The sequence below is a fragment of the Leptospira soteropolitanensis genome, from assembly GCF_026151655.1.
GTDB classification, from domain to species: domain Bacteria; phylum Spirochaetota; class Leptospiria; order Leptospirales; family Leptospiraceae; genus Leptospira_A; species Leptospira_A soteropolitanensis.
The window spans coordinates 856,325-882,731 of the sequence record NZ_JAMQPN010000001.1 but is presented as its reverse complement, the minus strand read 5'-3'; the positions used below and the strand labels follow the sequence as shown (position 1 = coordinate 882,731).

The 26,407-nt window shown below is 37.2% G+C and carries 24 protein-coding genes and 1 pseudogene; 14 read left to right on the top strand and 11 right to left on the bottom strand.

The window, feature by feature from the left end:
* Positions 1-9: 9 nt before the first annotated feature.
* From ND811_RS04290 to ND811_RS04245, 10 genes and pseudogenes are all read left to right on the top strand, one after another.
* A complete protein-coding gene (locus ND811_RS04290; RefSeq protein WP_265350203.1) occupies positions 10-747 on the top strand; it encodes a LytR/AlgR family response regulator transcription factor in 738 nt (245 codons plus the stop codon).
* Between the two features lie 125 nt (positions 748-872).
* The gene (locus tag ND811_RS04285; protein ID WP_265350204.1) at positions 873-1,244 is read left to right on the top strand and encodes an LIC20211 family lipoprotein; all 372 of its coding nucleotides are present in this window, start codon (positions 873-875) and stop codon (positions 1,242-1,244) included.
* Between the two features lie 59 nt (positions 1,245-1,303).
* Positions 1,304-1,651: a hypothetical protein gene (locus tag ND811_RS04280; RefSeq protein ID WP_265350957.1), complete on the top strand. Its 348-nt coding sequence runs from the start codon at positions 1,304-1,306 to the stop codon at positions 1,649-1,651.
* The gene (locus tag ND811_RS04275) at positions 1,648-1,989 is read left to right on the top strand and encodes a hypothetical protein (RefSeq protein ID WP_265350205.1); all 342 of its coding nucleotides are present in this window, start codon (positions 1,648-1,650) and stop codon (positions 1,987-1,989) included. Before ND811_RS04280 ends, ND811_RS04275 begins: the two co-directional genes overlap by 4 nt.
* Positions 1,961-4,474, top strand: a complete 2,514-nt coding sequence (locus tag ND811_RS04270; RefSeq protein ID WP_265350206.1) for a TonB-dependent receptor plug domain-containing protein — start codon at positions 1,961-1,963, stop codon at positions 4,472-4,474. The genes ND811_RS04275 and ND811_RS04270 overlap by 29 nt, the downstream gene beginning before the upstream one ends.
* Complete coding sequence (locus ND811_RS04265) at positions 4,474-4,977, top strand: hypothetical protein (RefSeq protein WP_265350207.1); 504 nt, start codon at positions 4,474-4,476, stop codon at positions 4,975-4,977. The genes ND811_RS04270 and ND811_RS04265 overlap by 1 nt, the downstream gene beginning before the upstream one ends.
* Before the next feature lies 1 nt (position 4,978).
* Positions 4,979-5,593 carry a MotA/TolQ/ExbB proton channel family protein gene (locus ND811_RS04260; protein WP_265350208.1) on the top strand — a complete coding sequence of 205 codons (615 nt, stop codon included), beginning with the start codon at positions 4,979-4,981 and terminating at the stop codon, positions 5,591-5,593.
* A 2-nt stretch (positions 5,594-5,595) separates the two neighbouring features.
* Positions 5,596-5,997: an ExbD/TolR family protein gene (locus ND811_RS04255; protein ID WP_002973390.1), complete on the top strand. Its 402-nt coding sequence runs from the start codon at positions 5,596-5,598 to the stop codon at positions 5,995-5,997.
* A gap of 170 nt (positions 5,998-6,167) precedes the next feature.
* Positions 6,168-6,647, top strand: a pseudogene (locus ND811_RS04250) (energy transducer TonB); the annotation flags it as partial.
* A gap of 10 nt (positions 6,648-6,657) precedes the next feature.
* On the top strand, positions 6,658-8,574 hold the full coding sequence (locus tag ND811_RS04245; protein ID WP_265350210.1) for a sensor histidine kinase: 1,917 nt from the start codon (positions 6,658-6,660) through the stop codon (positions 8,572-8,574).
* On the opposite strand, the gene ND811_RS04240 is transcribed toward ND811_RS04245, so the two are convergent.
* From ND811_RS04240 to ND811_RS04195, 10 genes are all read right to left on the bottom strand, one after another.
* A complete protein-coding gene (locus ND811_RS04240; RefSeq protein ID WP_265350211.1) occupies positions 8,546-9,118 on the bottom strand; it encodes an SCO family protein in 573 nt (190 codons plus the stop codon). The two genes, ND811_RS04245 and ND811_RS04240, sit on opposite strands and share 29 nt — an antisense overlap.
* Positions 9,100-10,170 carry a multicopper oxidase domain-containing protein gene (locus ND811_RS04235; protein ID WP_265350212.1) on the bottom strand — a complete coding sequence of 357 codons (1,071 nt, stop codon included), beginning with the start codon at positions 10,168-10,170 and terminating at the stop codon, positions 9,100-9,102. Before ND811_RS04235 ends, ND811_RS04240 begins: the two co-directional genes overlap by 19 nt.
* A 25-nt stretch (positions 10,171-10,195) precedes the next feature.
* Positions 10,196-10,507: a PLDc N-terminal domain-containing protein gene (locus ND811_RS04230; RefSeq protein ID WP_265350213.1), complete on the bottom strand. Its 312-nt coding sequence runs from the start codon at positions 10,505-10,507 to the stop codon at positions 10,196-10,198.
* Between the two features lie 18 nt (positions 10,508-10,525).
* Positions 10,526-12,496, bottom strand: a complete 1,971-nt coding sequence (locus tag ND811_RS04225; protein ID WP_265350214.1) for a right-handed parallel beta-helix repeat-containing protein — start codon at positions 12,494-12,496, stop codon at positions 10,526-10,528.
* A gap of 77 nt (positions 12,497-12,573) precedes the next feature.
* A complete protein-coding gene (locus ND811_RS04220) occupies positions 12,574-13,200 on the bottom strand; it encodes a TetR/AcrR family transcriptional regulator (protein ID WP_265350215.1) in 627 nt (208 codons plus the stop codon).
* Entirely contained in the window at positions 13,197-15,143 is a 1,947-nt protein-coding gene (locus tag ND811_RS04215) for an ABC transporter permease (RefSeq protein ID WP_265350216.1), read from the bottom strand. The genes ND811_RS04220 and ND811_RS04215 overlap by 4 nt, the downstream gene beginning before the upstream one ends.
* A gap of 3 nt (positions 15,144-15,146) precedes the next feature.
* Entirely contained in the window at positions 15,147-16,091 is a 945-nt protein-coding gene (locus ND811_RS04210) for an efflux RND transporter periplasmic adaptor subunit (protein ID WP_265350217.1), read from the bottom strand.
* A complete protein-coding gene (locus ND811_RS04205; protein ID WP_265350218.1) occupies positions 16,081-17,433 on the bottom strand; it encodes a TolC family protein in 1,353 nt (450 codons plus the stop codon). Before ND811_RS04205 ends, ND811_RS04210 begins: the two co-directional genes overlap by 11 nt.
* 212 nt (positions 17,434-17,645) lie before the next feature.
* Positions 17,646-19,256 carry a SulP family inorganic anion transporter gene (locus ND811_RS04200; protein WP_265350219.1) on the bottom strand — a complete coding sequence of 537 codons (1,611 nt, stop codon included), beginning with the start codon at positions 19,254-19,256 and terminating at the stop codon, positions 17,646-17,648.
* 18 nt (positions 19,257-19,274) lie between these two features.
* Positions 19,275-20,843 (bottom strand): helix-turn-helix domain-containing protein, encoded by a 1,569-nt coding sequence (locus ND811_RS04195; RefSeq protein WP_265350220.1) that lies wholly within the window; start codon positions 20,841-20,843, stop codon positions 19,275-19,277.
* 144 nt (positions 20,844-20,987) lie between these two features.
* On the opposite strand from ND811_RS04195, the gene ND811_RS04190 reads away from it, so the two are divergent.
* Genes ND811_RS04190 through ND811_RS04180 form a run of 3 tightly spaced genes read left to right on the top strand, consistent with a single transcriptional unit; the run spans position 20,988 to position 24,534 of the window.
* Positions 20,988-21,974: a sodium-dependent bicarbonate transport family permease gene (locus ND811_RS04190; protein ID WP_265350221.1), complete on the top strand. Its 987-nt coding sequence runs from the start codon at positions 20,988-20,990 to the stop codon at positions 21,972-21,974.
* A gap of 37 nt (positions 21,975-22,011) precedes the next feature.
* On the top strand, positions 22,012-23,850 hold the full coding sequence (locus ND811_RS04185; protein ID WP_265350222.1) for an alginate export family protein: 1,839 nt from the start codon (positions 22,012-22,014) through the stop codon (positions 23,848-23,850).
* Positions 23,851-23,910: 60 nt separating this feature from the next.
* Positions 23,911-24,534, top strand: coding sequence for a TetR/AcrR family transcriptional regulator (locus ND811_RS04180; RefSeq protein WP_265350223.1), 624 nt, complete (start codon positions 23,911-23,913; stop codon positions 24,532-24,534).
* Here the strand turns inward: ND811_RS04180 and ND811_RS04175 are convergent.
* The gene (locus tag ND811_RS04175) at positions 24,531-25,289 is read right to left on the bottom strand and encodes a lysophospholipid acyltransferase family protein (protein WP_265350224.1); all 759 of its coding nucleotides are present in this window, start codon (positions 25,287-25,289) and stop codon (positions 24,531-24,533) included. The two genes, ND811_RS04180 and ND811_RS04175, sit on opposite strands and share 4 nt — an antisense overlap.
* A 459-nt stretch (positions 25,290-25,748) precedes the next feature.
* Here ND811_RS04175 and ND811_RS04170 point away from each other — a divergent pair, with 459 nt between their 5' ends.
* The gene (locus ND811_RS04170) at positions 25,749-26,381 is read left to right on the top strand and encodes a hypothetical protein (protein WP_265350225.1); all 633 of its coding nucleotides are present in this window, start codon (positions 25,749-25,751) and stop codon (positions 26,379-26,381) included.
* The last annotated feature ends 26 nt before the right edge of the window (positions 26,382-26,407 follow it).

Sequence of the window (26,407 nt, the reverse complement as noted above, 5' to 3'; positions counted from 1 at the left end):
AATAATCTCATGGTATCACCTCCTTACTCAGTTCTAATCATCGAAGACGAATATCCTGCAAGAATGCTCATGATGGATTATGTAATGAACTGTTCTGAGTTAAAATTAACTGGAATTGCAGAAAGTGGTGATAAGGCATTGAATCTCCTTGAGGAGAAACAATTCGATTTGGTTTTTATGGATATCAACCTTCCTGCAGTCAATGGGATGGATATCCTACGAAAAGAACATAACAGATCTACTTTTTTTATCATTACAACTGCCTATAGTGAACATGCAGTGGAAGCCTTTGATTTAGATGCAACAGATTATTTGCTTAAACCATTTTCTTTCGAAAGGTTTAGAAAGTCCGTAGACAAGGCTTTACGTTTTTTGCAAGAAGCAAAACAAAATAAACAACCTTCCAAAGGAAAAATAACGAATCTCAAAATACAGTCGGACTCTGCCGTATTTTTACTTGCTCTAGAGGATATACAGTTCATTTCTGCAAATAACAAAAGTTGTGTGATACACACCTCGCAAAAAGATTACGAAACTTCAAAATTACTAAAAGAAATTGAAGAAAAACTACCTACAGAACAATTCATTCGCATCCACAAAGGATTCTTGGTGAACTTAAATTATGTGACAAGCCTTCGTTATGACAAAGGTGGATCTTATACCATCCAACTAAAAAACGAGGATGAAACAACCCTTCCTGTTGGCCGTTCCTTTGCTCAAAACCTAAAAGAAGCCCTAAAATTGTAGACCCACTAAATTTCACTCCGGAATAAGTAGCGTTCATTCCAAGTTAAGTAGTTAATCGTCGTTAGTATAATTATTCCATTGACCAAACTTATATGAATGAGATTTGGAAGCTGACGGAGTTTTTTATGAAATATTTTTTTACAGTGGCAAGTTTTTTCTTTCTATCTTTAGGTTTAACTAATTGCGCCTCTTCTTCCGTTGGAATTGCTACTAGCAACAAACCAATCCCCAATGTTCCTTACGAAACTTTAAAAACCGTAGAGAAAACCTTTACATGGTATGCTTTAGATTTTATTATCTTTGGTTTGCCGTTCACAGAACCACCGATCACTGATTTGTATGAAAAAGTTATGGAAGAAGATGCAGGTGATGCACTCGTTAATATTCGATATTGGAATGACAAATCTATTTTTGGACCATTAACCAGATATCGATTCACAATTAAAGGTGACTTAGTTCGTTTTGCAGCACAACCAACGATTAAAAGCAAAAAATAGATTCACGAATGAAAACTTCATTTTTAAAATTTGTTATAAGTTTCTTTTCTGCTTTGATTATGGCGATGGGATGTATCGGTTCCCATGTACCTAAAGAAATTTCCCTATTTGATTCAGCAACAGTAGTTCGTTCCACTGACTATAAAATCTTAGGCAAAGGAAAAGGCCAAGACTCCGCTTTTTATTTACTCGGCATGATTCCTGTGACAAAAGCACCAAATGTAGAACTTGCGATGAGTCAAATTCTGGAAAAATATCCTAACGGAAAAACTTTAATCAATATCAAAATTCAAAGAGAAGATAAAGCTTATTTTCCATTAGGTCTTGTTACTGTTGTAAATGTAACTGCAGACGTAGTTGGACAACAAGAAGAAACTGAAAACCCAGGATCAAAAGGTACTAAATGAGACTTTATATGGTGATTCTTCTTTTACTGGCTGCATTTGTCATTAACTGCGGTCCAGGAATTGATCGTGTGGATACTAATGATGCACAAAGCCAAGTGTATTCAGCAGCAAAATTTGCAGCCGAAAAATGTGGTAACCCTATTCCCAATCCCCCTTTACTTATCTTAAATAAGCCAATCCAAAGAAATTTAGATTTATGTACGATTGCAATTACACGTACAGAATGTCCGTTCCTTGGATATCCATTACCCTGTACTCTCATTTATCTTGAACAAGAAACGGGAGATATCCCTTGGTATTTAAACTTCAATGAAATCAGCAAAACTCAAATTAAATAAATTATTATTCGGGATTTTTCTTTTTTGTATTGGATCCCCTTTATTCGCAGTTAGTATAAGGGCAAAACTCATCAACCCGAAAAAGGAAATCGCCGAAAAGAACCTATCAGTTCTAATTTTTGAAACAAAAAAATTCGCGCAAACAGATGCAGAGGGAAATGTCACATTAGAGTTTCCATCTTCCGGAGAATACACCTTGCGTTTGTTACGTGACACAGGAATCCAAGAAATAAAAATCTCAGTTGGATCCGAAGATGAATCAAGAACCATTTATACCGAAAAAAAAGCAAGCGCACCAAGAACAGGAATTGTTGTGGAGGGAGAACGAGAGAAAACCGTAGCTTCCCGAACCAAAGTCCGTTACGAAGAAATCAAACGGATGCCTGGTACTTTTGGAGAAGCTCTTCGAGCATTGGAAACACTGCCTGGAGTCATCCCTAATATTGGATTTGGTGGTGGGGCAAACGGAATTATTGTTCGTGGTGCTAACCCAAATGCAAACACTTACCTATATGACGATCTTCCTATCTTGTACCCTTTCCATTTGGATGGATTAACTTCTGTCATTCATAATGATTTAATTAAGTCGATTGACTTATATTCTGGAGCTTATCCAGCAAACTTTAATAATGCGACCGGCGGTATTATAGAAATTGAAACTGTTGACTCTGTGCAAAAGACAAAAGGTGCTTTTCAAGTTTCATTATGGAATACAACTGCTTATGCGGCAACTCCCACTTCTGGCGGGAAAGGATATTTGGCTATTGCCGGTAAACTGGGATATCTGGATAAATCCTTAGGAGCAACAGGATTATTACCAGAAGGAATCCGTCTTCCTCGTTATAACGACTCTCAAATTAAATATGTCCATAACTTCACACCTGAGCATCAAATCGCATTCTACAATTTAACTGCGCAGGATAACTTCGCCATTAACGTTCCAAATAAACCCGTTAATGATCCAACAAGCTCTGCCTTTGCTCTTCTCAGTGGTGCTAAAGCAAGTTTTGGTCAGAGTTTTAGGACCACAGCACTTAGATACACTTGGATTCCTGGAGATAAATTTCAAAACCGGATTACATTGATTAACTTTGACCCTATCGGAGAATACAACGTAGGTTTTGGATCCATACAAGGAAAACAATACCAACGAGGAAGTTATGTAGGTGTTCGTCAAGATGCTTATTGGACAGCAACAAAGTTTCTAAAAGTTGATTTCGGAACTGAAGTCAGAAAGTTTTCTTTCAGAGATTATGGAACTGAAGTCGCTTTACGCGATCCAACGAATCCATCACCGAATCCTTATAATTCAGCTAACCCAGATTTCGTCGGAAGACCAATCAGCATTCGTGGAGTATCGCCGTATTACAATGCATATACGACTCTTCACTTTAAGTTCGGGAATTTTTTATTCGAGCCTGGAGCCCGCTACGATTATATTCAAGTGACGGGAAATGGAGCCTTAACACCCAGGGCCACTGCGTCCTATACCTTTCCTGAAATTGGAAAAGGAATGACTGTTTATGGAAGTGGAGGAGATGTTTCGAGGTTTCCGTTAACAACTAACTTTAACGCAGAAACTGGAAACCCTGACTTAAGATTTGAAAGGGCAAGGAAAGTCAGTGCAGGTATTGACCAAAAGATTGATCAAGTATGGCAAGTAAAAGTGGAAATGTTTAAAAATCAATTCACTGATACCATTATTGACGATCCTTATGCATCTACTCCGGTGGGTTTAAATCCAGATAAAGGCCAATGGTTAACACAACCCATCGTCGCCAATCGTCCGTTAAACTATTCTAACCGAGCGACTGGTTGGTCTCACGGTTATGAACTTTTGATACGTAAAAACGCACGTCCAGGAACTAGAGATTGGTTTGGTTGGATTTCCTATACTTGGTCTCAATCTTTTCAAAATACAAATTTATACCAAATATACGAAGGTGATAATTCGCAAATTGGAGGAATTGAGAGAAAAATCCTAGCGGCATATTTTCCGAACTCAAAAGAACAATTAGCACCTTGGGATAGGACTCACGTTGCCAACTTAATTTACGGCTGGAGGATGAACGAAGGTTTTCAAATTGGAGGTCGATGGAGTTATTTAACATCGATTCCATCAAGACCAGTGGTGGGTGACGATGGTGGTAAATTTTCAAATCCATTGAATGGTTTAACCTATTGGAATCCGCAGTATTCAAATAATCCATATACTTCTGAATATGGTAATGTGAAACGTGGAACTGATTTCCATAGATTAGATATTCGATTTGATATCTTTGAAAACTATTCTTGGGGATATCTAAACTGGTATTTAGAAATCGTAAACGTTTATATGAGAAAAAATAAAAATGGATATGATTTTGACAATTCTCGTCCATTTTCTGCAACAAATCCAAAAGAGAATGATACCTTTGGAACCTTAGAACTTCCTGGTGGAACAGTAATTCCATTCTTTAACGTTGGTATGGAGGTTCATTTCTAATGAAATCTTTGATTTTTCTTTTAGTCAGTACCATTTTCATTTCTTGTTCGGAACCAAAAAAATTTGAGGATTCCTATAAAGAAACTGTGTTGTTACAATACCTAACAACAGTAAATGCACCTCAAGAAACATGTGAATCAATGATTACAAACAAAGATTTATGTTTTAAAGCATATGCGGATTCAATAGGAGCTACATTTTCTAATACTACAGCAAGTATAAAAACAAAAACTTGCCAAGACTTACTTACAAATCCTCTCTATAAAGATATGTCAGGAATTGCACAGACTTGTGCTTTTGACTGTCAAGTCACGGACTGGAAAACAAAAACTAATTCGGGAATTTGTACGAAATCGACAATTCCAGCCCTCATTGAATCAAGTCTAACTTCTAGTTCGGCAATTTCTTGTTTAAAATCTTGTTTTGCTTCTACAAACAACCAAATTAGTAACGAAAAGATTCCATTATATTTATTATTTAATAACATTCAACACGGAGAATAGTATGCAAGAGTATGTAGAAATAGGCGAAGAATTAATTTTTATAGCAATGGCATTTGCAAGTGTAGTCGCATTAGCAGTGTTTGCTGAAAGACTAATTTATTACAGAAAAAGTTTAGGTAAAAAAAACGAGGATTATTTATCGGAAGTTAGAACTTCTTTACAAGAAGAACCAGAAATTCATTGGAAAACAGATGCCGGAGAAGATTCTATTTATACAAGATTTTTACAATTTGCTCTCAAACAATTAAAAATGGGAAGAAAGGGATTAGATGAAAGTTTGGATGGCCAGATTCTTTCAGAAAAATTGGAACTTGAAAAACGTTTACCGATCCTAAACACATTAGGAAATAATGCTCCGTTTATTGGTCTACTCGGAACCGTTCTTGGTGTCATCAAAGCTTTTTATGGTTTGGGTACCTTAGGAAGTTCTGGTGCAGAAGTGGTCATGCGGTCCATTTCTACCGCTCTTCTTGCGACGGCAGCCGGTCTTGCAGTGGCGATTCCCGTGGTTATGGCAAACAATTATTTTTCTAGAAAATCTAAAGTCATTCTACAGAATTTGGAAATACTTAAAAAAGAACTACTCTCTTATCAAATGAATAAGACAAAGGTATAATTATGGCTGGAGCATCAGGTTCTCAAGACGAAGAAATTGGAAGTATTAATATCACTCCTATGGTGGATGTGATTTTAGTTCTTCTTGTAATTTTTATGGTAACGGCAAACTTTCTAAAAAAAGAAAGTTTAAATATCAATTTACCAAAAGTGCAAGCTGCCGACCCTAACGTTGCCGAATCGGTTCAAGTAGCACTGACAAAAACTGGCGCGATCCTTTTAGAAGGAAAAGACACTGATATTTCTGGTTTGGTGCGAAATCTGGAAAGAGAAGCAAAAATTAGACCTAACATGCGTTTAACTCTTTCTGCAGATGAAAGCCTCCCTTATGGAAAAATTACGGAGCTGATGGGAATCATCCGAAAAGCGGGTGTAACAAAGATTGCCCTCAGTGTAAAAAAATGAATCGCTTCGCGGAATTATTGGATTCATTCAAACATTCGGTCAAACAAAATAAAGAACGAATTTTTCATCTTTGTTTGATTGGTAGTTTGTTTATCCATACCGCAACTTACGCTGGTTATAAGATTAGTCAATTACGAGGTGATGAGGTTACTGAAGAATCGAACTTCGAAGATGTAGATGTTAGTTTTGAAGAAATTCCCCCCGAACTTATTGGCGGCACCTCTTCACCAGCTCCAGTCGAAAAACAAGAATGGGTGGAAGGAAGTAACAAAGACAAGGCGGATGAACCTGATAACTCAGACATCAACCCAAACCAACTTTCTGGGAATGGAACTGATAAAGATGGATATCTTTTCTCTTTTAATGGAGACAAAATGCCTACTGCAATCATTGACTTTGATTTAAAGGAATATTTTCCTCCGCAAGCCAAAGCAGCAAATATTGTTGAAAAACAAGTTGTGTTATTAGTCCAAGTAAATGAGGACGGAAGCCTACAGTCGGCAAAAATTGTATCCGGTCGGGCAGGATACGGATTTGAAGAAGCTGCAATGAAACTGATCAAACGTGTACGCTTTAGCCCTGGTTACGTGCAAGGGCAACCTAAAAAAATGGCACATAGGCTTCCGATTTTGTTTTCATTAGAAGACTAATACTTGCTATATGGGAAATCTATGGATCAGATTTTTAGAAAAACCAACTCTATCAATCTGCCTCCTTTCTCTCGTCATCACTGTCTCCTTATCTTCATATGCTTACTCCCTACTAAAACCAACCGATAGTTCTTTAGCAGAATACTATCTTGCAGAAAATACAGAATACTTTGTTGGCGATATACCAACAGATGATGATGGCAAAATTGATTTTCAAAAAATGCATAAAGTGTATTGGGAATCTATCTTCGGCTGGATCAATGATTCTGAACTCCAACGAATTACAGATTCGGAATTTATTTGGTTACGCTCCAAAGCATTTCCAAATCACAGAGGGAAAGAAGAACTTTTTTTATTATTAGAACATGGAGGTTTAAATATAGAAATATTTAATGAATACGGAGATTCCATTTTTAAATATGGAAATTTTTCAGAACAAGATAGACTCCCCAATATTTTCCAATCCAAATTTGATTGGGTTAAAATACCGAATGATGATTCAAAATACTATTATTTAAGATTGTATCACAAAAAAGGGATTCTCTTTCTCATATCTATTGTTGAAAACTTAGTGGGCAAACAAACAGCTCTCTACAGAGAGATCGCTCTAAAAAATTTAACACCTATCTTCTTCCATTCCTTCTTCTTGATGATAGGAATCATCTGTGCTCTAGTATATTCTATTGAATTCAAAAAACGCTATAATATACTTCTTGATTTTGCAGCTTTTTCTTTATGTTTCGGTCTACTCGGTCTCACATCAAATATTCTTATACGATATCTCTTTACAAATTCAGAAACATTATTCATACTTACAACAATATCTTCCAATTTTGTTTTTATCCCTATGTTATCAGGAGTTAGGCGTCTTTTTGGGAGCGGTAGTTACCGAATTCTTGATATTTTAATTTATATAGATGTGTTTATTTGTTCTTTGACCACCATATTGGTTTTTTCTCTTCCTTTCTTTGATCTATCACATACGTTACTTATTAGCAGTAGAACCTTCTTCATCTTATTCAATCTTTTGAATATTCTAGGACCAATTTTCATTACCTTCGAATCTTGGAAAAAGGGAAACCAGGAAGCCTTTGGACATTTTATCGGATTTAGCGTAACACTCCTTCTAGTTATCTTAGAAATTTTCTTAGCCATCAAAGCCAATGACAACTCTGCGAACAAAGTGGTACTCTGGGGTGTTCTCTTTGGTGTGATCTCTCAAGGATTTGCTTTAGAACGAACCATTTTTGCAAACAGACAAAAGGCACAAATATATAAAGAAGATTTGTTAAAAGCAGAAAAGTCACTAAAAGAAAGTCAACTGAAAACTCTACAAACAAAAATGAGTCCACATTATTTGTTCAATTCTTTGAATACAATCCATGCCCTTCATAAAATAAAACCAGAGTTAATTGGAGATGCAATTTTAAGTTTAGCGAATAATTATCGATTCATATCCGATCGAACGGATCGGGATTGGATTCCTTTTGAAGAAGAATGGAATTTTTTAGAAGACTACTTACACCTTCAAAAATTAAGATTTTATGATACCGTACAAATTGATTTCAAAAAATCCGGAGATTTTTCTGCTGTTGTCCTTCCCCCATTGTTACTCCAACCAATCATTGAAAATTCTTTCAAACATGGTTTCCGTGGATCAGCTGATGAACAATTTCAATTATTCATTCATGCAAAAATGATAAGAGATTCAGTTTTTAGTTTTGTGGTATATGACAATGGAATAGGAATTCGTGAGGACCTACTGACCGATAAAACAAAACTTTTAGCCAGGTCTCTTGGAAATATCAAGGAACGATTAAGAAATATTTATTCAGAATTTAATTTCGAAGTTACTAGAAATTTCCCGGAAGGTGCTCGAACAGAAATTGAAATTATGCTTAATTCTCGGGTCCAGCAAGTTCTCTAAGTTTGGTAGCAAGTGCATTTGCTGAAACTCCACCTGGAAAATTGGCAAGTGTGTTCAAATCCTCATCTAACACATAAATAAAATTGGAATGATCGATTCGGTAATTCTTTCCATCTCCGACTTTTTCACGAACAATTCCAAATAAATCTGTTAGTTTTGTTAACGATTCCGCATTAGGAGAAAGAGCTGTTAAATTTTTTCCAGGGAAATTTTGAATGTAATTTTTAAGAGTCGCAGGAGAATCTCTCTCGGGATCAAGAGTTACAAAAATAAAACGGAATCGATTGGATTTTTCACCTAATATCAGTGAGGCCCTACCGAAGTTTGTCAGAGCGAGTGGGCACATATCCGGGCAATGGGAAAACCCAAAATACAAAACCGATTTTTTTTCAGACCAAAATTTTGGCTCTAATAAACTCCCATCAGGTTTAACAAAAGATAGGTATTTCCATTCTTCTTTGATGTGATCTTCTTTAGATTTACAAAAAAAACTGAAGGTAAGAACCAACAAAATAAAAACTGCTTTTATACGGCAACGATCCAACCCATTCCTCCATTCTCCGCCATATGTGTTTGGTGCGGATGAAACATATACCTACCTTTTTTCTTAAGGACAAATTCGATCACCACTCGTTCTGTTTGTCCAAGGGACACGACATCAGAATGACCATCCGGAACGGTTGAACCTAAACTACGAATGATATCAAAAGTTTGTGCATGTAAATGAAAGGTGATGATTGGTTCTCTTTCCATCATATTTTGAATGTAGAATCGAACTCGTTCACCCACAGGGACTTTCATAGGATACCTATCATAAATACCAGCAATACCATTCCATGTATAATAATCGTTCCGGCCCTTACCTTTGGTATCCCAACCAGAAAAAGTTAAAACAAATTCATGCGCTGGTTTTCGTTTGACCGGCGGATCCACAAGCAATGCACCATACAAACCTTTGGCGGTATGTAACATAAGTGGAGGAACATGACAATGATAAGGATGAAGGCCAACAGGCCCTGCTTCGATCTGATATGTCCTTTCCCCGAAAGGAGCTATGGGTTCCCATCCATCTTCTAAAGGATCATGAGTTCCATGAAAGTGTAAGGAATGAGGATCGGGGCTTGAATTTTTGACATGGATACGAAGGGTATCGCCCAAATTTGCTCTAAGGACTGGACCTGGAACAAGTCCATCAAAAGTCCAAGCTGGATAATTGATATTATGAGCAATATTCATACTCAAAGGGAAAAGATTTAAACTAAAATCTTTCACCCTATTTTTCGTATTTGAATAGTTAGGTGGATAGTAGAAGCGTTCCGTATACTCTTCTTTGATAAAAAAAGGTGGATGAGCCATACTTCCATATGTATTCGTGGCTCTTAAACTTCCGCCTGCCCCAATTGAGTTTTGGTAGTTATCACTGACTGCTGGAGTTGTGACAATCCCAAAGTTTGCGGCAGTGGAAGAACTACTAGGATCAGAAGGTCCACAGATTTCCTCAGAATTTCGAGTGTTATTTCTCATGGAACCAAACAAAGATCCCACAAAGCCCATCACTCCAAATCCCAGTGTCGTTAAAAAACTCTTCCGATCCATAAATAAACTCTCTTTTACTTTTGTCTTAAATGTGAGAAATTAAACTCAAAACCCAAACAAGAACAAATACTCCAAACCCACCACCTACAGCGATTTGTTTGAATTTTTTTTCATACTCCTTATCGGCTAACAAGAGATATAGTGCAGGACCAAGAACAGGTACAACTAAAATCACAAGTGACCAAATGATCTGTTTTGTTGTGTCCATATCTTTTTGTTTAGATAAACCAAACAATGCCAAAGGTGCCCATACCATCGTTAAAACGAAAGGAAGGTAATACGCATAGGATCCGATAAAATAAGTCCAAAAACCTGGGTTTGCAAAAGTTGTTTCCATAAATAATCTCCTAAATTATTATACAGACGGTTCCGTTACCGCTGTCATCGCATAACCGGCATAAGCCAGAATTGTAAAGAAAAGTAAAATACCACCAAAAACAACGGTATTCCGAACGACTCGTGAAACCTTAGATTCTTTTGAATACAAATAAACTAAAGAACCGATAAAAGGAACGAGTAAAATCAACCAGAAATAAAAATCTAGTTTTGCACCTTTCGCAGAGAATCGATCCAAGATGGATAGGCCTGTCCACGCCGCAAAAATAGCAAATGGCAATAGGTAACCCATCAAATGGAAATACCAAGTTTTTAAAGTGCCAGGAAAATGAACTCTCCATCCGGAAGTATACATTTGGTTTGTGGCAACATCAAATTCTGCTTGGCTAAGTTTTGGTAACTCCGCTGTTTCAATTAAACCTTTGTTTGTTTCAAAAACATCGTGCGCTGGAATCACATTCGCCAAACTTTCTGTAGGCATGTTCATTTGAGCCGCAGGGATCGGTTGGTTTTTATAGGAACCTAACACAAATTCACGAAGGTTTGCTTGAACAAATAAAGCAAGTAATCCTATACTCGAAGACATATCTCCTGTATGTGGATATCTAAGCCCTGAACATGACTGAAGAGTTTCCAAAAATGGTGGACTCGATACACCGTATGAGTTTCCTTCAAAACAATTTCCAACGTTGACTGGACCACTCAGAGCGATGTCTCCACGGCCGGAATGGTACACTTTATTGTTTCGAATGACGTTATTATTGGAGATCCAAATATTTTCGTCAATATTCATGGTTACTAAAATTCCATAGTTGTTATGGTTGAAAACTAAATTGTCTTCTACTAAGTTTTCGAGTGCACCAAGGAGGGCGATTCCATTTCCGATGGATGGATATTCCAACTTTTTGGAAGGCGCATTGGTATTGTTATTATCATACACAATGTTTTTTTTCACCACAATTTGTTTTTGTGGAGGAAGTAACTCACGATCCAATGTATTAGGCCCAATGCCCAATTGGTTTTTTCTCCAAATGGAAGACAAAAGATATAAGTTACCACTCGAATTCGTACCAGAATAACCCAGTGCATTATTTTCTGAGATTACGTCATTGATTATCGCATTACATGGATTACACTGACCAATATAGAATCCAGAATCAGGAGATCCAGATGCATAGGAATGCTCCATAAGTCCGTCTACCGAATCAAATGCATAAATTCCATAATCGCCGTTGTTATATGCAGTTAAATAAGACCCGCGGTATCCTTTAACACCTGTCCAATACACGCCATTGAGAGTTGCATTTCTAGTTGTTAGGTTTTCGACGGCTACACCATCAGCACCAACAACCATAATTCCGTTTCCACGCAAAAATTCTCCATCAATGATGGTTTCATTACGATCTTCACCGCGAATCACAATGGAAGGAGTGGTGACTGTCACTTCTTCTTTATAGATACCTTTTGCAACAAGAACTAAGTCTCCTGGGGATGCAGCGTCGACAGCGTTCTGAATGGTTTTATATTGGGAAGGGACTTTGCGAGTCACACCTGTCCATTTTTTGGATATCTTCGACTTTGCAATGTTCGTCTGTGGATTGTAAGCGGCATCACCTATCACAGCAACTCCAGTCATTCCAATTTTACCATCAGGGGAAGCATGGAAGGAACAGAAATAAGGGAACACACCTTCTTCTGGGAAGAACACATCGGTATGTGCACCACGAAACATTGCCAAATTCCCAAATGTTTTCTCTGTGGACCAATCTTTGGTAATCGAGATGGCATTGTGAGGGTTGTTTCCTTCATTCACAAATCGAATTTTACCGCCTTTGAATGTCCGAATGACTGGCGGGTGGAAGGCATTGTCCATCATCGTAACATGGACGAAGGCCGAATTGGCGGGGTCTTCCGAACTACAATGATTCATACCGAACGTTATGAATACTGCAATGAAGATTCCCAATAAATATTTTTTGGTCTGTTTCATAGTTCTTTCCCAGAACATGAGGATTTCCTCACATTTTGAGAATTTTACAACTGTGTTAAAACTTTGTCAATGTTAAATCAAAGGAAGGAGGAAAAATATACAAATAAGAGATTTTGTAGTTCAGAGAGGAGCGCCTTTTTTTCCGCCGGTTTTCCCTTTCTTTGCGCAATTTTAACTACTGAATCGACAGTTTCCACAATCATTAGAGAACTATAGTAAGCCCTTTTTTTATCCACCTTGGGAAACAAATAAAGAATTACTTTTTCCGCTAAGGATTTTGCAAAGCGTTCATTACTTTCAATATCTAGTTTTAACAACGCTTGGTTTGTATATAGAATTGAATTGATCAAACGATAACCTTTTACTTCATTTAACGTCCGTTCAAAGGAGTGTAGGGTAAAATCAATGAATTCAGGTGTGAATTTTTTTCTTTTTTTAAGTTCTTCATCAAGAAGTTTGAAAAAAAAGTCATGAAGCATAAAATAACAAGATTCCGCATGGGAATAAATAATAGATTCTTTGTTTGGAAAAAATTGGTAAATAGAACCGACAGGTATCCCACTTCTTTCTGCAATCAAATCCGTTGTTAAATCATCATACCCAACCTCACCTAACAAACCGATTGTTGTATCAATAATTTTTTGGTATCTTTCCTTGGATCGTTTTTGTTGGGGAATTTTCCTTGGATTTAATTTTATATTCATTCTGATCTTAAGGCAACAATGGGACTCAATTTTGCTGCGTATTCAGAAGGCCACCAGCCAAAAAGAATTCCAATCGATATGGAAAATATGAAAGCAAATCCAATAGAAGGAAAGGATAAAACAATAGTCCAGCCAAAGTATTCTTGCAAAAACAAAACCGACAATACTCCAAAAACCAGTCCAACAATTCCTCCTGTCAAACTTGTCAAAGTGGATTCAATTAAAAACTGCATACGAATGTCTGACTCTCTTGCACCAAGAGCCTTCCTAAGACCAATTTCTTTTGTTCGTTCCTTCACTGAAACCAACATAATGTTCATAATTCCAATCCCACCGACTACAAGAGAAACGGTCGCAAGGGCAATGAGTAAGGTTGTCATCGTTTGATTTGTTTCAGAGACTGCGGATTGGATATCAGCCATGTTCATCACTTGATAAATATTACCCATTGATTCGCTCGTTCCATGTCTTTCATGTAAAAAACGTTTTAAGGAAGTTGTGAATTCTTCTGAAGATTCCGTTTTTTCTAATTCCATTTCTAAACTGTCGACAGCATCTTTGTTTAACAACCTTCGCATTGCTGTATTCAAGGGCATAAGAATTACATCGTCTTGGTCACGAAATCCAGCACTTCCTTTTTCAGGTAAAAGGCCAATCACACGAAATAGAATTCGGTTTACTTTCAAATAAGTTCCTACAGGATTTTTTCCTTCATACAATTCTTTAACTACTGTATTTCCCACAAGACAAACTAAGGCTCTTTTTTGATTTTCCTCTTCGGTAAAAAACCTTCCTTCCAATGGTTCTAAATTTCGAAGAGATTCATAGTTAGGACTGGCACCAGTGATATAACTATTCCAATTTCGATTTCCAAAAACAAGTTGTCCTCTTCCGTTTACAACAGCGGAGATTTGTTTTACTTCAGGAAATTTTTTCGACACAGCTTCTACATCAAATACATCCAGTCGATTGACAGTACCGGCTTCTAGAGAAACTCCTCCGCTACGCATTCCACCAGTTCTAACAATGACTAAATTAGCGCCTAACGAAGAAAACTGTTCCTCTACTGATTTTTTTGCCCCTTCTCCAAGTGCCATTACCGAGATAACACAAACAACACCAAATAGAATTCCAAGAGCAGACAAAAATGTTCGCAAACGATTTGATGATAATGAAAACAAAGATTGTAAAAAAATTCCTTGGAAAAGAGGCCACCCGGTTTTCCGTTTCAAATTTGTTTTAGGAAACGAAACTAAATCTTTTTTTTTCTTTTTCCCTTCGTCCGATACAATCTTACCGTCACTGACATGAATGATACGATCGCAAAACTCCGCCATTTCTGGTTCATGTGTTACCATCACAATGGTTTTTCCTTCTTTATGAAGGCGTTGTAATTCCAACATGATTTCAATTTTACTTTTTGAATCTAAGTTTCCTGTGGGTTCGTCAGCAAATATAATTGGCGGATCAACAAGAAGAGCTCGAGCGATGGCTACCCTTTGTTGTTGGCCACCAGAAAGTTCATTTGGAGTATGGAACAATCTACTTTCCAAACCTACTTTTCTCAGTTGTTCTTCGGCTCTTTTTACTGTTTGATCCACATTTGTATACAATGAAGGGAGACTTACGTTTTGGGTTGCATTTGATTTTGCTAACAAATGGAATTGTTGGAATACAAAACCAATCATACTTCCTCGAACGTCGGACAAAACATCGGAAGATTCTCCGCTGACTTCTCGACCAAACAAACGATAGGTGCCCGAATCAACATGATCAAGTAATCCCATCACTTGTAAAAGTGTTGATTTTCCTGAACCCGAAGGTCCCATGATCGCAACAAATTCACCTTGGGTAATTTCTAAATGAATACCAGAAAGTACAGGGAACTTTGAATTTCCAACCGTATATGATTTATTTAAATTTTGAATTTCAATTGCTAACAATAGTTATCTCTTCGGCATTTTGGGTGAAGAAAATGGTCCGTTGCTGCCTGCCTTTTTTTCTTCCTGAATTTTTTTCTTTCGATACACCACTTCGTTTTCTTCTAATCCTGAGAGAATAACAGTATTTTGGTCATCACTCATTCCAATGCTAACAGAGGTTTCAACTAACTCTCCCTCTAGTTTTTTTAATACGATTCCTTTTTTAGAATTTCCTTTTACATATTCATTTGCAAGAAGCAAAACATCTCTTTCTTCTGAAACTATAAAGTCAATCGTTATTGACATTCCACTCCTTAGATATTCAGGAATGGATTTTAATTCTAAATCAACATTGTACATAGTTACATTATTTTCTGTGACGGCTTCATATCCAATATGTGTCACCTTTGCTTGGATGGCGGCATCCGAATAAGAATCTACAGTAATATTTGCTATTTGGCCTATCTTTATTTTTGAAAGATCTGTTTCGTCCACTTTTGCCTGGATCATCAAATTATCTGAAAGAACATAAAGAATATCTTGTTGGGTCACCGTTTGCCCAGGACTAATGTTGGATGCGATCACCAAACCACGTAATGGCGAAATCACTGGAGTTGGTTTATAAAAATCTTCCCATTTTTTGAGTTCTTCTTCCCCTTTGGCCCTAGCCGCGTCTATTAAAGCGGCTCTTTCCGTTGAACTCATCCAAGCGATGATTTTACCTCGTGCTACATGATTTCCTTCATTTACTAAAATGGATTCCACGCGTCCTGCAATCGGTGGTTTGATCTCCAATCGATTTTTGGGGATGGCTGTGCCTGTTGCCCTCACAGTAACAATCAAATCTCCTCGAAACACTTTAGAAGATTCTAGTTTCGTGTTTGGTTTTGATTTCCCAAATCCAAAAAAATATAGGGAGAGTGAAATGATCACTAATGCGACTGCTATCAAAACAAATTTAATCTTCATCAAAACACTTTCCTAAATTTCTCAAATATGTAGCTTCCGCCAATCCCAAATCACGTTTTCCTATCAATAGATTTTTTTCTCGATTGATCAAATCGTTTTCGATGATGTCCCAATTTTCAAAACTAATCAGTCCATTCGAATATTGGGATCTTGCGATCATGGCACGTATCTCAGAGGCTTTATAAAATTCTGTCAATACTATCAGTTGCTCTGATGCATTTTTAAAATTAAAATGCGATTGTTCTAAGGAAAATGCTAGGGTATTTTTTTTGGCATCTCTTGTATGAATGGATTTTTCATATTCCGATTTCGCAATTTTAACATTATAATAATCCCTTCCACCATTAAACAATGGATAGGTTAAGTTTAATCCAAAACTGTAGTTTCTTGGTTTTGGAAACCATACATCATCTTGTCTTGTGACAGTAGCACTTAAATTCAAATCAGGATAGAACCCAGCTTCTGCCACACCGATGTTTGCCTGAGCAGCGCGCACTTTAGATTGTTCTGCCATAATAGAAGGATGAGACTCGAGTAAAGATTCCTTCTCTTTTTCCGAAAACTTTTTTTCCAAAACAGGCTCATAAACAAATTCTGAATTGATATTTATATCCAATCGATTGGATATCACTCTCTCCACTTCATTCACATTACTTTCAAATAATCGAAATGCAGAAGATACTTCAAATTCGGATTGTTTTACAAAAGATTCACTGAGTAAAAAACTTCCCTTATGTTCCCGACCCACTTCATAACGTAGTTTTACCAAATCACGATTTTTTGTACGTCGTTCTTTTATTTTTTCTGAGAGTTGATGTAATTCTTTGGCATACAACATTTGCACATAACCAGACTTTAATTCAAAACAAACCTTTAATCTTGAATCATGTAATGTCTGTTTTGCTGCATGCAATAAAGCTTCCGTTTTTTCAATTCCACTTTTATCTTTAAAACCAGCAAAAAGATTTTGGTTTGTACTCAGTCCCATCGAATAACGATTGATTGCCGTTGGCCTCGATTCTCCTGAACTTGTTTGTTGGTTTGTGTTAGATCCAGTTCCAGAAGATCCATTGATCAAAGGATCATTCACAGTACCTGATCCACTAAAATTGGCAGAGGATTGCCTTGCCGAAGCCAAAACATTAACCGTTGGTAAATAGGCCGCATAACTTTTTTCGTTCTCAAAAAAAGCTTTATCGTAATCAGCCTTTGCCGATAAAAATTCAGGATTGGATTGTAAGGCTGTTTGCCAAAGTTCCTTAATGACAATGGGTTTTGCTAGAAGGTTTGTGACCGAACCCATCATTACAAAAACAATCAATAGAATACTACTAAACTTCACTATATACGAAACCTACGTTTAGAAGAAAAAGTTCCCAATAAATTGATTTTTTTAAAAATATTACCAAATCCCCGTACTACCTCCACCAGTCAAATTGGGAACGCCTTTTCTTGAATGAAAATGGGAATAATAAAAAGAAGAGAAAAAACCAATATTCTCTGCATACAGGAATATTGGTTTTAAAACTAGTAGTTACAAGAATTTTTTGTTTCTTACTTGTGGATTCGCGTGGCTCCATAGTAAGCAGAAATCGGTTTTAAATCTTCAAAACCGATTAGGTTGACTTGCCCACCTCTTAATTCATAGTCTCGTTTGAAACTTTGCAAAAACTCAATGGCTGAGAATCCAATCATTTTCACATTTTTATCAAATTTCAAATCCACTCTTTCACCAGGGACGAGTTTTCTAAGTAAAAGTTTCAATGAAATCATATTGGAGAATAATAAGGCATGTTTTACATCTAACACATGTATTTTATTTTCTGATTTCACAGTGATGTCTGCAACAAAGATATAACGAAGCGGAACCCCAAAATAGATTTGAATTAAAATCGCAGTAACAATTCCACAAAAAACACCAACTAACAAATCCTCAACAATCGTTAGAACTACAGTGACTGTAAAAATAACAATTTGATCCCAACCTTTGTCGTATGTTTCTTTAAAAACATGGGGAGAAGCCAACCGAAACCCCACCATAATCAAAATACCTGCAAGTGAAGCTAGAGGGATCCGGTGGATGAGTCCCGGTAAAAGTAAGATAAAAAATAACAAAAACAAACCATGAAAAAAATTGGACCAACGAGTTTTAGCACCATTCTCCATATTGGCAGAAGACCGGACTACCTCAGCAATGATTGGTAATCCACCAATCCAACCTAAAAGAAAGTTTCCTGCTCCTTTGGCCACCAACTCACGATCCATATTGGATTTTCGTCGGTAAGGATCCGTATTATCAACAGCCGTTGCAGTTAACAAAGATTCAATGCTTGCGATGAGTGCAATGGTAATGACCATCACCCAAAACACTCCATCTTTCCATCGCGAAAAATCAGGGAAAGTAATCCCATCATAAATATGATCGGGCAAATTTACTAATTTTTCCGGTCCAATTTTATAAGTCTGATCGAGTAATGTATAAGAATGTTCATCTGCTAAATCAAAAATGATACCCAAACCAATTCCAACTAACACTGCAACAAGTGGTGCTGGCAATTTTTTAAATAACTGGTTTTTGACCTTAGAAAGGATAGCAATGATCAATATGGCAGAGATTCCTATAATAGCTACCTCTGGATTCACAAAAGAAAAACTAAATGGTATTTCTAAAAGCAATCCTCCGATTGTTTTTGCTTTAGGGGTAATTCCAAGAGCTACATAAAACTGTTTAGAAATAATAATGATTCCAATGGCCGCCATCATCCCATGAACGACGGAGATCGGAAAATATACGGTTAAATTACCCGCCTTCACAAGTCCTAAAACTACCTGGATAGCACCTGCAATCACAATGGCCGCAAGTGTCAGTTCAAATCCAAGTTTTGGATCCCCACCTCCAAGAACCATAATCGAATTCAAAACCACTGCTATGAGTCCAGCAGCAGGACCATTGATTGTTAAATGGGATCCACTTAGTAAGGACGCAATGATCCCACCTACAATACCGGAAAAGATTCCTGCCATCGGAGGAGCACCAGATGCTAGCGAAATTCCCAAACAAAGTGGCAAAGCAATCAAAAACACGATAAAACCGGACACAATGTCCGATTTCCAATTTTCCTTTAATCCCGGTAACCAATCTTTTGGTTTATTTTCGTTGTTCATAGCGAACATCCTCTCAATCTAACTATCTTTATTTAAATGGCCTTTTGTTTTTCGAAATTGATTCGGGTTCACCCCGGATTGTTTTTTAAATTCCAGATAAAAAGCAGACCGAGATCCGAATCCAGAAAGTCTACCAACTTCTGCAATATTGAGTTCTGGTTTCTCATTCAGCAAAACCATAGCTTCTTTGATTCGATACTGGTTTAACAGAGAAGGAAAATTGAAGTTATATTCTGAATTGATTAGTTCGCTGAGTTGGTGGTAAGAAAGACCCATTTTAGAAGCAATTAGTTCTTCATTACAATTTGGATCTAGATATACTTTTTCATCACCTAACAATAACTCTAATTTGTTACGAAATTCTGTTTTATCTAATTTTGTTGTTAACGATCTGTATCTTGTCTTTGATTTGTCCTTTTTCTCGTAATTCCGTAAAAATAAAAAAGATCCTGCAGTTAAAAATGGAAGATAAAACACAGATGCATAAATGAAAAATGGCTGATACGGATAAAAATCAAAATGAAACAATGTCTTTAAAAAGACAGAAAAAAGAAAAAAGAACCAACCGAATACATATGCTCTATCTTCACTTTCTTGTTTTGATAACAATGTTTCATGAGTTTTATATAAATGATAAGCAGCAGTTCCAAAGATTGATAGAACTAGAAAAATTCTAAATTCATACACCCTTGGAAAAAGTGGTACAAGCAAATACAAAAATCCAGCAACCCCTGAAATCCAAAACCGAAAGTTCTTAGAAAGTCGATTGCCGATAAACTGGTCGAAGGTTGCCAAGTAAACGAAGAATACAAAATGGTTAATGGATAAAAAAAGATAATAGGAATGCCTAACTAAGTTATTCGTATTTCCAAATACCGATGCAAACTCCTTCCCATGAACCGAATACACAAGAAGGAAAAACATAAGAAAATGGATTAGGATCGAAAGATAAACCCTCTCCTTGGATTTAAAATATTCAGAGAACGCCCATCCAAAAGAAACAATCCCAACCATTGAGAAAAACAAAAATGTCAAAAACCGGAACAGGACAATAGATCGGTAACCTGATTGAGACACCGTACGGATCGGGAAGTTTAAATCTTCGTTAGAAATTAAATATACAAAAAAGTAACGACTTTCTTTTGGTAGAAGTGTCACATTAAAATGCGGAAATGGGGATAAGATTCCCAACCAATCTTCCCAAACATACCCGCTATAGGAATCGATCACATTTCCTTCGGGTCCCTCAGAACAAAGTTCCACAAAAGGTATGTTAATCCATTGGATTAACACACTGAATTGACTGTCCATTTCAAGATCATTGGTCAACTGAAATCTGACCCACTGGCCTCCCTCTTCTCGTTTGCCCCGCATCGCATCCGCGCTGCGGTTGTCGATCCAGACCCTATTTCGCAAAGATTGAATCGATTCGTGGCTACAGTTCTTCGGAATTTCTGTCTTTTGGGGTACCAAAAATTGGACATCACGGCTGATGTTTCGCCCATAGAAACTTTCAGGTTTCCACAAACACCCATCCAATCCGGCAAAGATCGCCAATAGGAGAGTGATTCGGACCATTTGTTTCATCTGAATCACCAGTTTTCGCGAAATCTATGCCTAAGAAAGCGATTTCGAAGTTTGGATAAATTTGAAATGGATTATTTTTTGTCCAATTTTATGATTTTGGACAAAATGCATGTCTAAAATGATGACAAACTGAGGGATGAAATTATGGATTTCCACGCAGCACTGAACAACATCTTAAACCCACCGGTACTCTTTTTCTTTTTAGGAATGGGTGTCGTTTTCTTCAAATCGGATCTAAGGATTACCGAAGGAGTATCTAAATTCCTTTCTTTATATCTTTTATTCTCCATCGGTTTCAAAGGAGGCCATGAATTATTCAAATCTCCTTTCGCAGAAGAACATCTACTAACACTCATTGCCTGTATGTTTATGGCATGTTTTGTTCCGATTTATTCTTACTTCATTTTTAAAGCGAAGTTGGATCATGCAAATTCAGCAGCACTAGCAGGTAGTTTTGGATCCATCAGCGCCGTGACCTTTGTTACCGCAGGTGCTTTTTTACATAGTTATGGTTATGAATACCAAGGCTTTATCGTAGCAGGAATGGCTCTTATGGAATCACCTGCGATTGTGCTTGCTGTGATTCTAGACCGATTAGGTAAAAAGAAAAACCACGAAAACATAAACGAAAAAATCCATTGGAAACAATTACTCCATGAAGCTTTCTTTAGTTCTTCCGTTTATATTTTGATTGGGGCATTAATTGTTGGATATTTGTCTGGTGAATCCGGTTGGAACACAACAAAACCATTCACAGAAGATATTTTCAAAGGACTACTCGCCTTCTTCTTGTTGGATAAAGGAATCGATGCTGCCAAACAAATGCGTGAATTAAAAAAAGTGGGATTTTTCCTCGTGGGTTCGGCTCTCCTCATTATGGTTATCAACGTAGTGATCGCCATTCTGCTAACTAAAATCATACAGATGCCTATCGGTGATGCATTAATGTTTGTTGTACTATGTGCATCTGCATCTTATATAGCAGTACCTGCGGCGATGAAAGAATCCATACCAGAAGCAAATCCAAGTATCTACTTAACCGTTGCCTTATCGATTGTATTCCCAATCAATATCATTATTGGAATTCCTCTCTACTTTTATATCCTAAAAGTAATCACTGGAGTAAATTAATCAGAGGAAATTTCACAAAAAGAAAAGGAGAAATATCATGAATATTTCTAAAGGTTATTTCTATTTTCTATTGTTAGCGGTTTTATTACCGCTAACAATACCAAAAGCAGAGCCGACAGAACCACAAAATTCCGAAGGAACTGTTAAAACACCCAAACCTTATGTTTCTACAATGAAAGAAAAAGGGATCGATCCTGAATACAATCGACATATGTTTGTTGAACCAGAATTGTCCAAACATTCTGCAAACTCTCAACAATTTTGGTTAAACGACGTATTACGTTTTGGATTGTATCTTAGGCCAAGACAAGAATCCAGATACAACTTAGATTTTAATGCATCTGACAAAGGTTATATTGACAGGACCCTACAAACGTCTTCGATTTATTTTATTTTTGATCCGAGCCCTTATGTCCAAGCAAAGGTGACACTTCAAGACGCTCGAGTTTGGGGAGGGGAATCCCCTGCTTCCTCTGGCGATATACGAGCCAATTTCTTTAGTAATACAGCCGATCTCTATTCAAAAAATCAAACAAACGCAGTGTCGTTAAATCAAACTGGTATCAGAGAAGCATTCGTAACCATCAACCAACTGCCCTTACAATCTAAATTACAGTTAGGAAGACAAATTTGGGCATACGGTGACCAACGAATCATTGGTGGAGGGAACTGGACAGTCAACGGCCTATCCTTTGACGGAGCAAGGCTTATGTTCAATTACGACCAATTAAAAATTCACTTTTTGATGGCCAGACCTTACTGGACACAAAGTGGAACGAATGGTGTCGTTTCTGCAAACGACCCTAAACTCAATTCGGCAGCTACTGGTACAGACACTACTTTAGTCGGAACCTATAATAGTTTTACGATCCCTGACTGGGTGACTTTGGACCTTTATAGTTTAGGAGTGGTTCGGAAATGGAAAAAAAATCCAACCAATCCGATCACAGGTTTACCAGCATCATCCAACGATGATCCTCTTGCCGCCAATAGAAGTAGGCAAAACCAAAATTTAATTACTTCTGGATTCCGTCTGACCAATCGAACCAAAGGAAATTTTCTCCCTGAAGAAAAGTCTTGGGATTTTACTTGGGAATCTGCCTTCCAAATGGGAACAAGTGGAAGGAGAATCCAAGATCCATATCTAAAAGAATATCTTCCCAATGAATATGACAATGTAAGAACCGAAAGGGAAAAGTATACAGGGCAAATGCACGTCTTCCAAACTGGATATACTTTCTTCAAGAAACTTCGATTAGGTGGGCAAGTGTTATATGCTTCTGGTGATAAAAATAGAGCAGATGCATCTATATCTACCTTCCAGACTTTAGCCAATCCAAGATTCGGGGTGATTCCTTATTTTAATAGTGTCGCTGGGATCTCCGAAAATATCAACGCACAGAATCTCTACTCAAAATCTGTTAGTATCAGTTATAAAACCGACTCCTTTGGAGAATTCCAAGTCACCTATTTTCAAAATGATAAGGCAGAAAAACAAGATGCTTGGTATGCGATCAGTGGTGCCGCCAATTCCACAAGTTCCTTAGGAGAAAAAAATCCATACCCTGTATCCTCTGACAAAGGTAGTACAGAAAATTATTCTAATAATTCTTACTCCTCGCCTTATGCTCTGGGAAAACGAATTTATACAGAGGTAGATTTGACTTGGCACGGACAAATTAATGATTTTGTTTCTTTGTGGATGGGTTTTGGGTATTTAAATGCCGGAGATTCAGTTCGTAATTATCGAAACAGTAAACTCCAATACAATGCCACTACACAGTCTTTCGAGTGGAACCAAAACTACTTACAAGGTAAAAACCAATTGGCTCGTGACGCCTACATTGCCTATGCCCAAATCAACGCTGCTTTTTAAGAAAAACGTTCGATTTTTAGCTGGATTTGAATATTATGGAGGTCAGACCGATTCAAATCCATGTTGGAAGCTTCAAACAAACAAAGACGGATTCGCAATAGCCTCTCTCGTGAGGAAATTAGGAACGTATCCCTTCTGATTTTAAAAGAAGAAGGACTGGATGGTCTCTCTATGCGAAAGATTGCCAACCGACTTGGTTGCAGTGTCGCCAGTCCATATTCCTACTATGAAAGCCAAATTGACCTTGTACAAGACTTAATTAGGTCGGGTGAGGACGAACTCCTCTCCATGTTAAAAAAAGCAAGTGCGGAAGTAGATTCTAATTCTGCATTCCAACAACTGGCTGCCATTGCCCGCGCTTATTTCAACTTCGCAAGTAACAACCGAGAATTACACAAAGTTATGTTTGTAACTGACTACGGTGGTGTACATCGAAAGGCTTTTCCGCAATTACCGAAAAGTTATCGTTTCTTTTTAGAAACAGTTCGTATTGGATTTGAATCTGGAGAAATTCCTTACCCAAAAAACGAATACCCAGCCATTGCCAGAATGATGTGGAGTTGGATGTACGGAGTGATTGTTTTGGACATGACAGGAATGCTTAGAAAAAGGAAAGGCTCAGGAAATCCCATTGAGGAAGGGATTTCCTATTTTCAAAAACTTTTGAGCAAAAAAGCAAGCTAACTTACGCTTGGTGAGATTTCCAATCCATCATTTTCATCGTCTAAAATTTTTTCTGCTTCGTTCGTAACTAGTATAGAAGTCCCTTTGTCTTTTAATCGAATCAGTTCACTTCGAATGTAATTGATTGTTTCAGGTGCATCGGTCACTTCCCAAATTGGATTCCCAACTGACATTCGAATGGGTTTATTCATATTGTATGCATCCAAATACAAAGGAACAATTGGTAAATTATAACGTTTGCTAAGAACAACCATACCGGGATAAAGTTTACGACTTTTTCTAAATCCACGATACCAAGAACCTTCAGGAAAAATTCCAATTCCTAAATTCCCACGACCAATTCTACGTTTAAAATCTTTAATGGTAACAGGATCCGATTCACTTCGATTGAGTGGAATTAAATCAATAGATTTAACAATTCCTTTTACCATTTGTTCTTTTCTATACAACCATTTCCTTTTTTTTCCTTTATTGGGAATTCCAGAATCATAACTTGTAAGTGCTGTTGTATAAATTCCATATCGTTTGAGAACACCACGAATTACAAAAGCATCGTAAGGCATTGTAATTACTTTCAAAAATTTGTTTCTTGGTTTAATATGATTAGAAATAAAGATTATGGATTTTCCGTTTAACTTACGCAAGACATGGTCATTTTGAATTTCAACTTTTTTATTTCCATACTTCAATCGCATTGGTTTGACCACTATCCACATAAGCATAAATCCGATGGATCTTCCCACATAATAGAACATAACTTTTCCTCTTAATTGGTATGTGCCCCAAATCCAGATTTGGTTGCAAAAGTTTACCGAGGATTTTCGCTACAATTTCAAGTCATTTCTGTTTCAATTTCCTATCCATGTTTCTAAAAATAATGGCTTTAAAAATTTGACATTTCCTCGGTAAACGAAACTCTGGAAATTACCTTCTGGGAGGAAACAGGTGTAATTCCTGTGCTGACCCGCAACTGTAATCCAAATCAAAGTTTGGTGAGCCAGATCTTCCCCGTAAAGTCTACCTCGTGGTTATGGAACTTTACACACTGATTTCAAATGTCCTCCATTTGGATACAGGGGCCCCGAAGGCATCGGGGCACCCGAAACAATCAAAACAATATTTATGTTTTAGGATTCCACCGCACAGGACCTAACAGCTATTTGTTGATTATTGAATCGGAGTTCCCCTAAATTTTTACCCATTAGGAGACTTCTATGAATCGTACACTTAAAACCACTGCCCTTTCCCTGATTTTACTCGCACAAATCATTGCATGCCAAACAGAAAAACAAGTATCAGAATCAGATGCTAATAACAAATTATTACTTGGTCTTGCTGTTGGAAGTGCCCTCTCTACCTCTTTTTTATTGGATTATAACGGACAGTGGAACGCAGGTTATACTTATAATTCCAGTGGACAATTAACGGGAACACCAACTGGCCGACTCATCATTGCAACAAACGCTGATGGGTCTGGAAGTATCATTTCCGGATTTGACACGACCCCAACCTACGGTGCTGGTGGAGGAGATACAACTTATCGAATTCTTTCTTTTGACAAAGCCACTCGCAGACTTTATTACCAAAATACTCCAGGCAATAATAACTGGACCAAATCTTCTTTTGGAAGAATTGATTATACCCCGGTCACTACTTCTGGATGTGAACTTGGTGCCGCAAAATGTTTTTATTTTTGCGAATTGATTTCAGGAAAAGCAACACTGGCAGAAGTGCAAGCAAGTACGGTTACTAGTAATCCAACAAATTATGCCACCAATGGTTGTGGTGGGTATACTTTCAGTAGAGCACTTTCAAGAACTGAAAACTCAACTTGGACTGGACTTTAAGAATTAGTTTCGAATATTGGGGGATG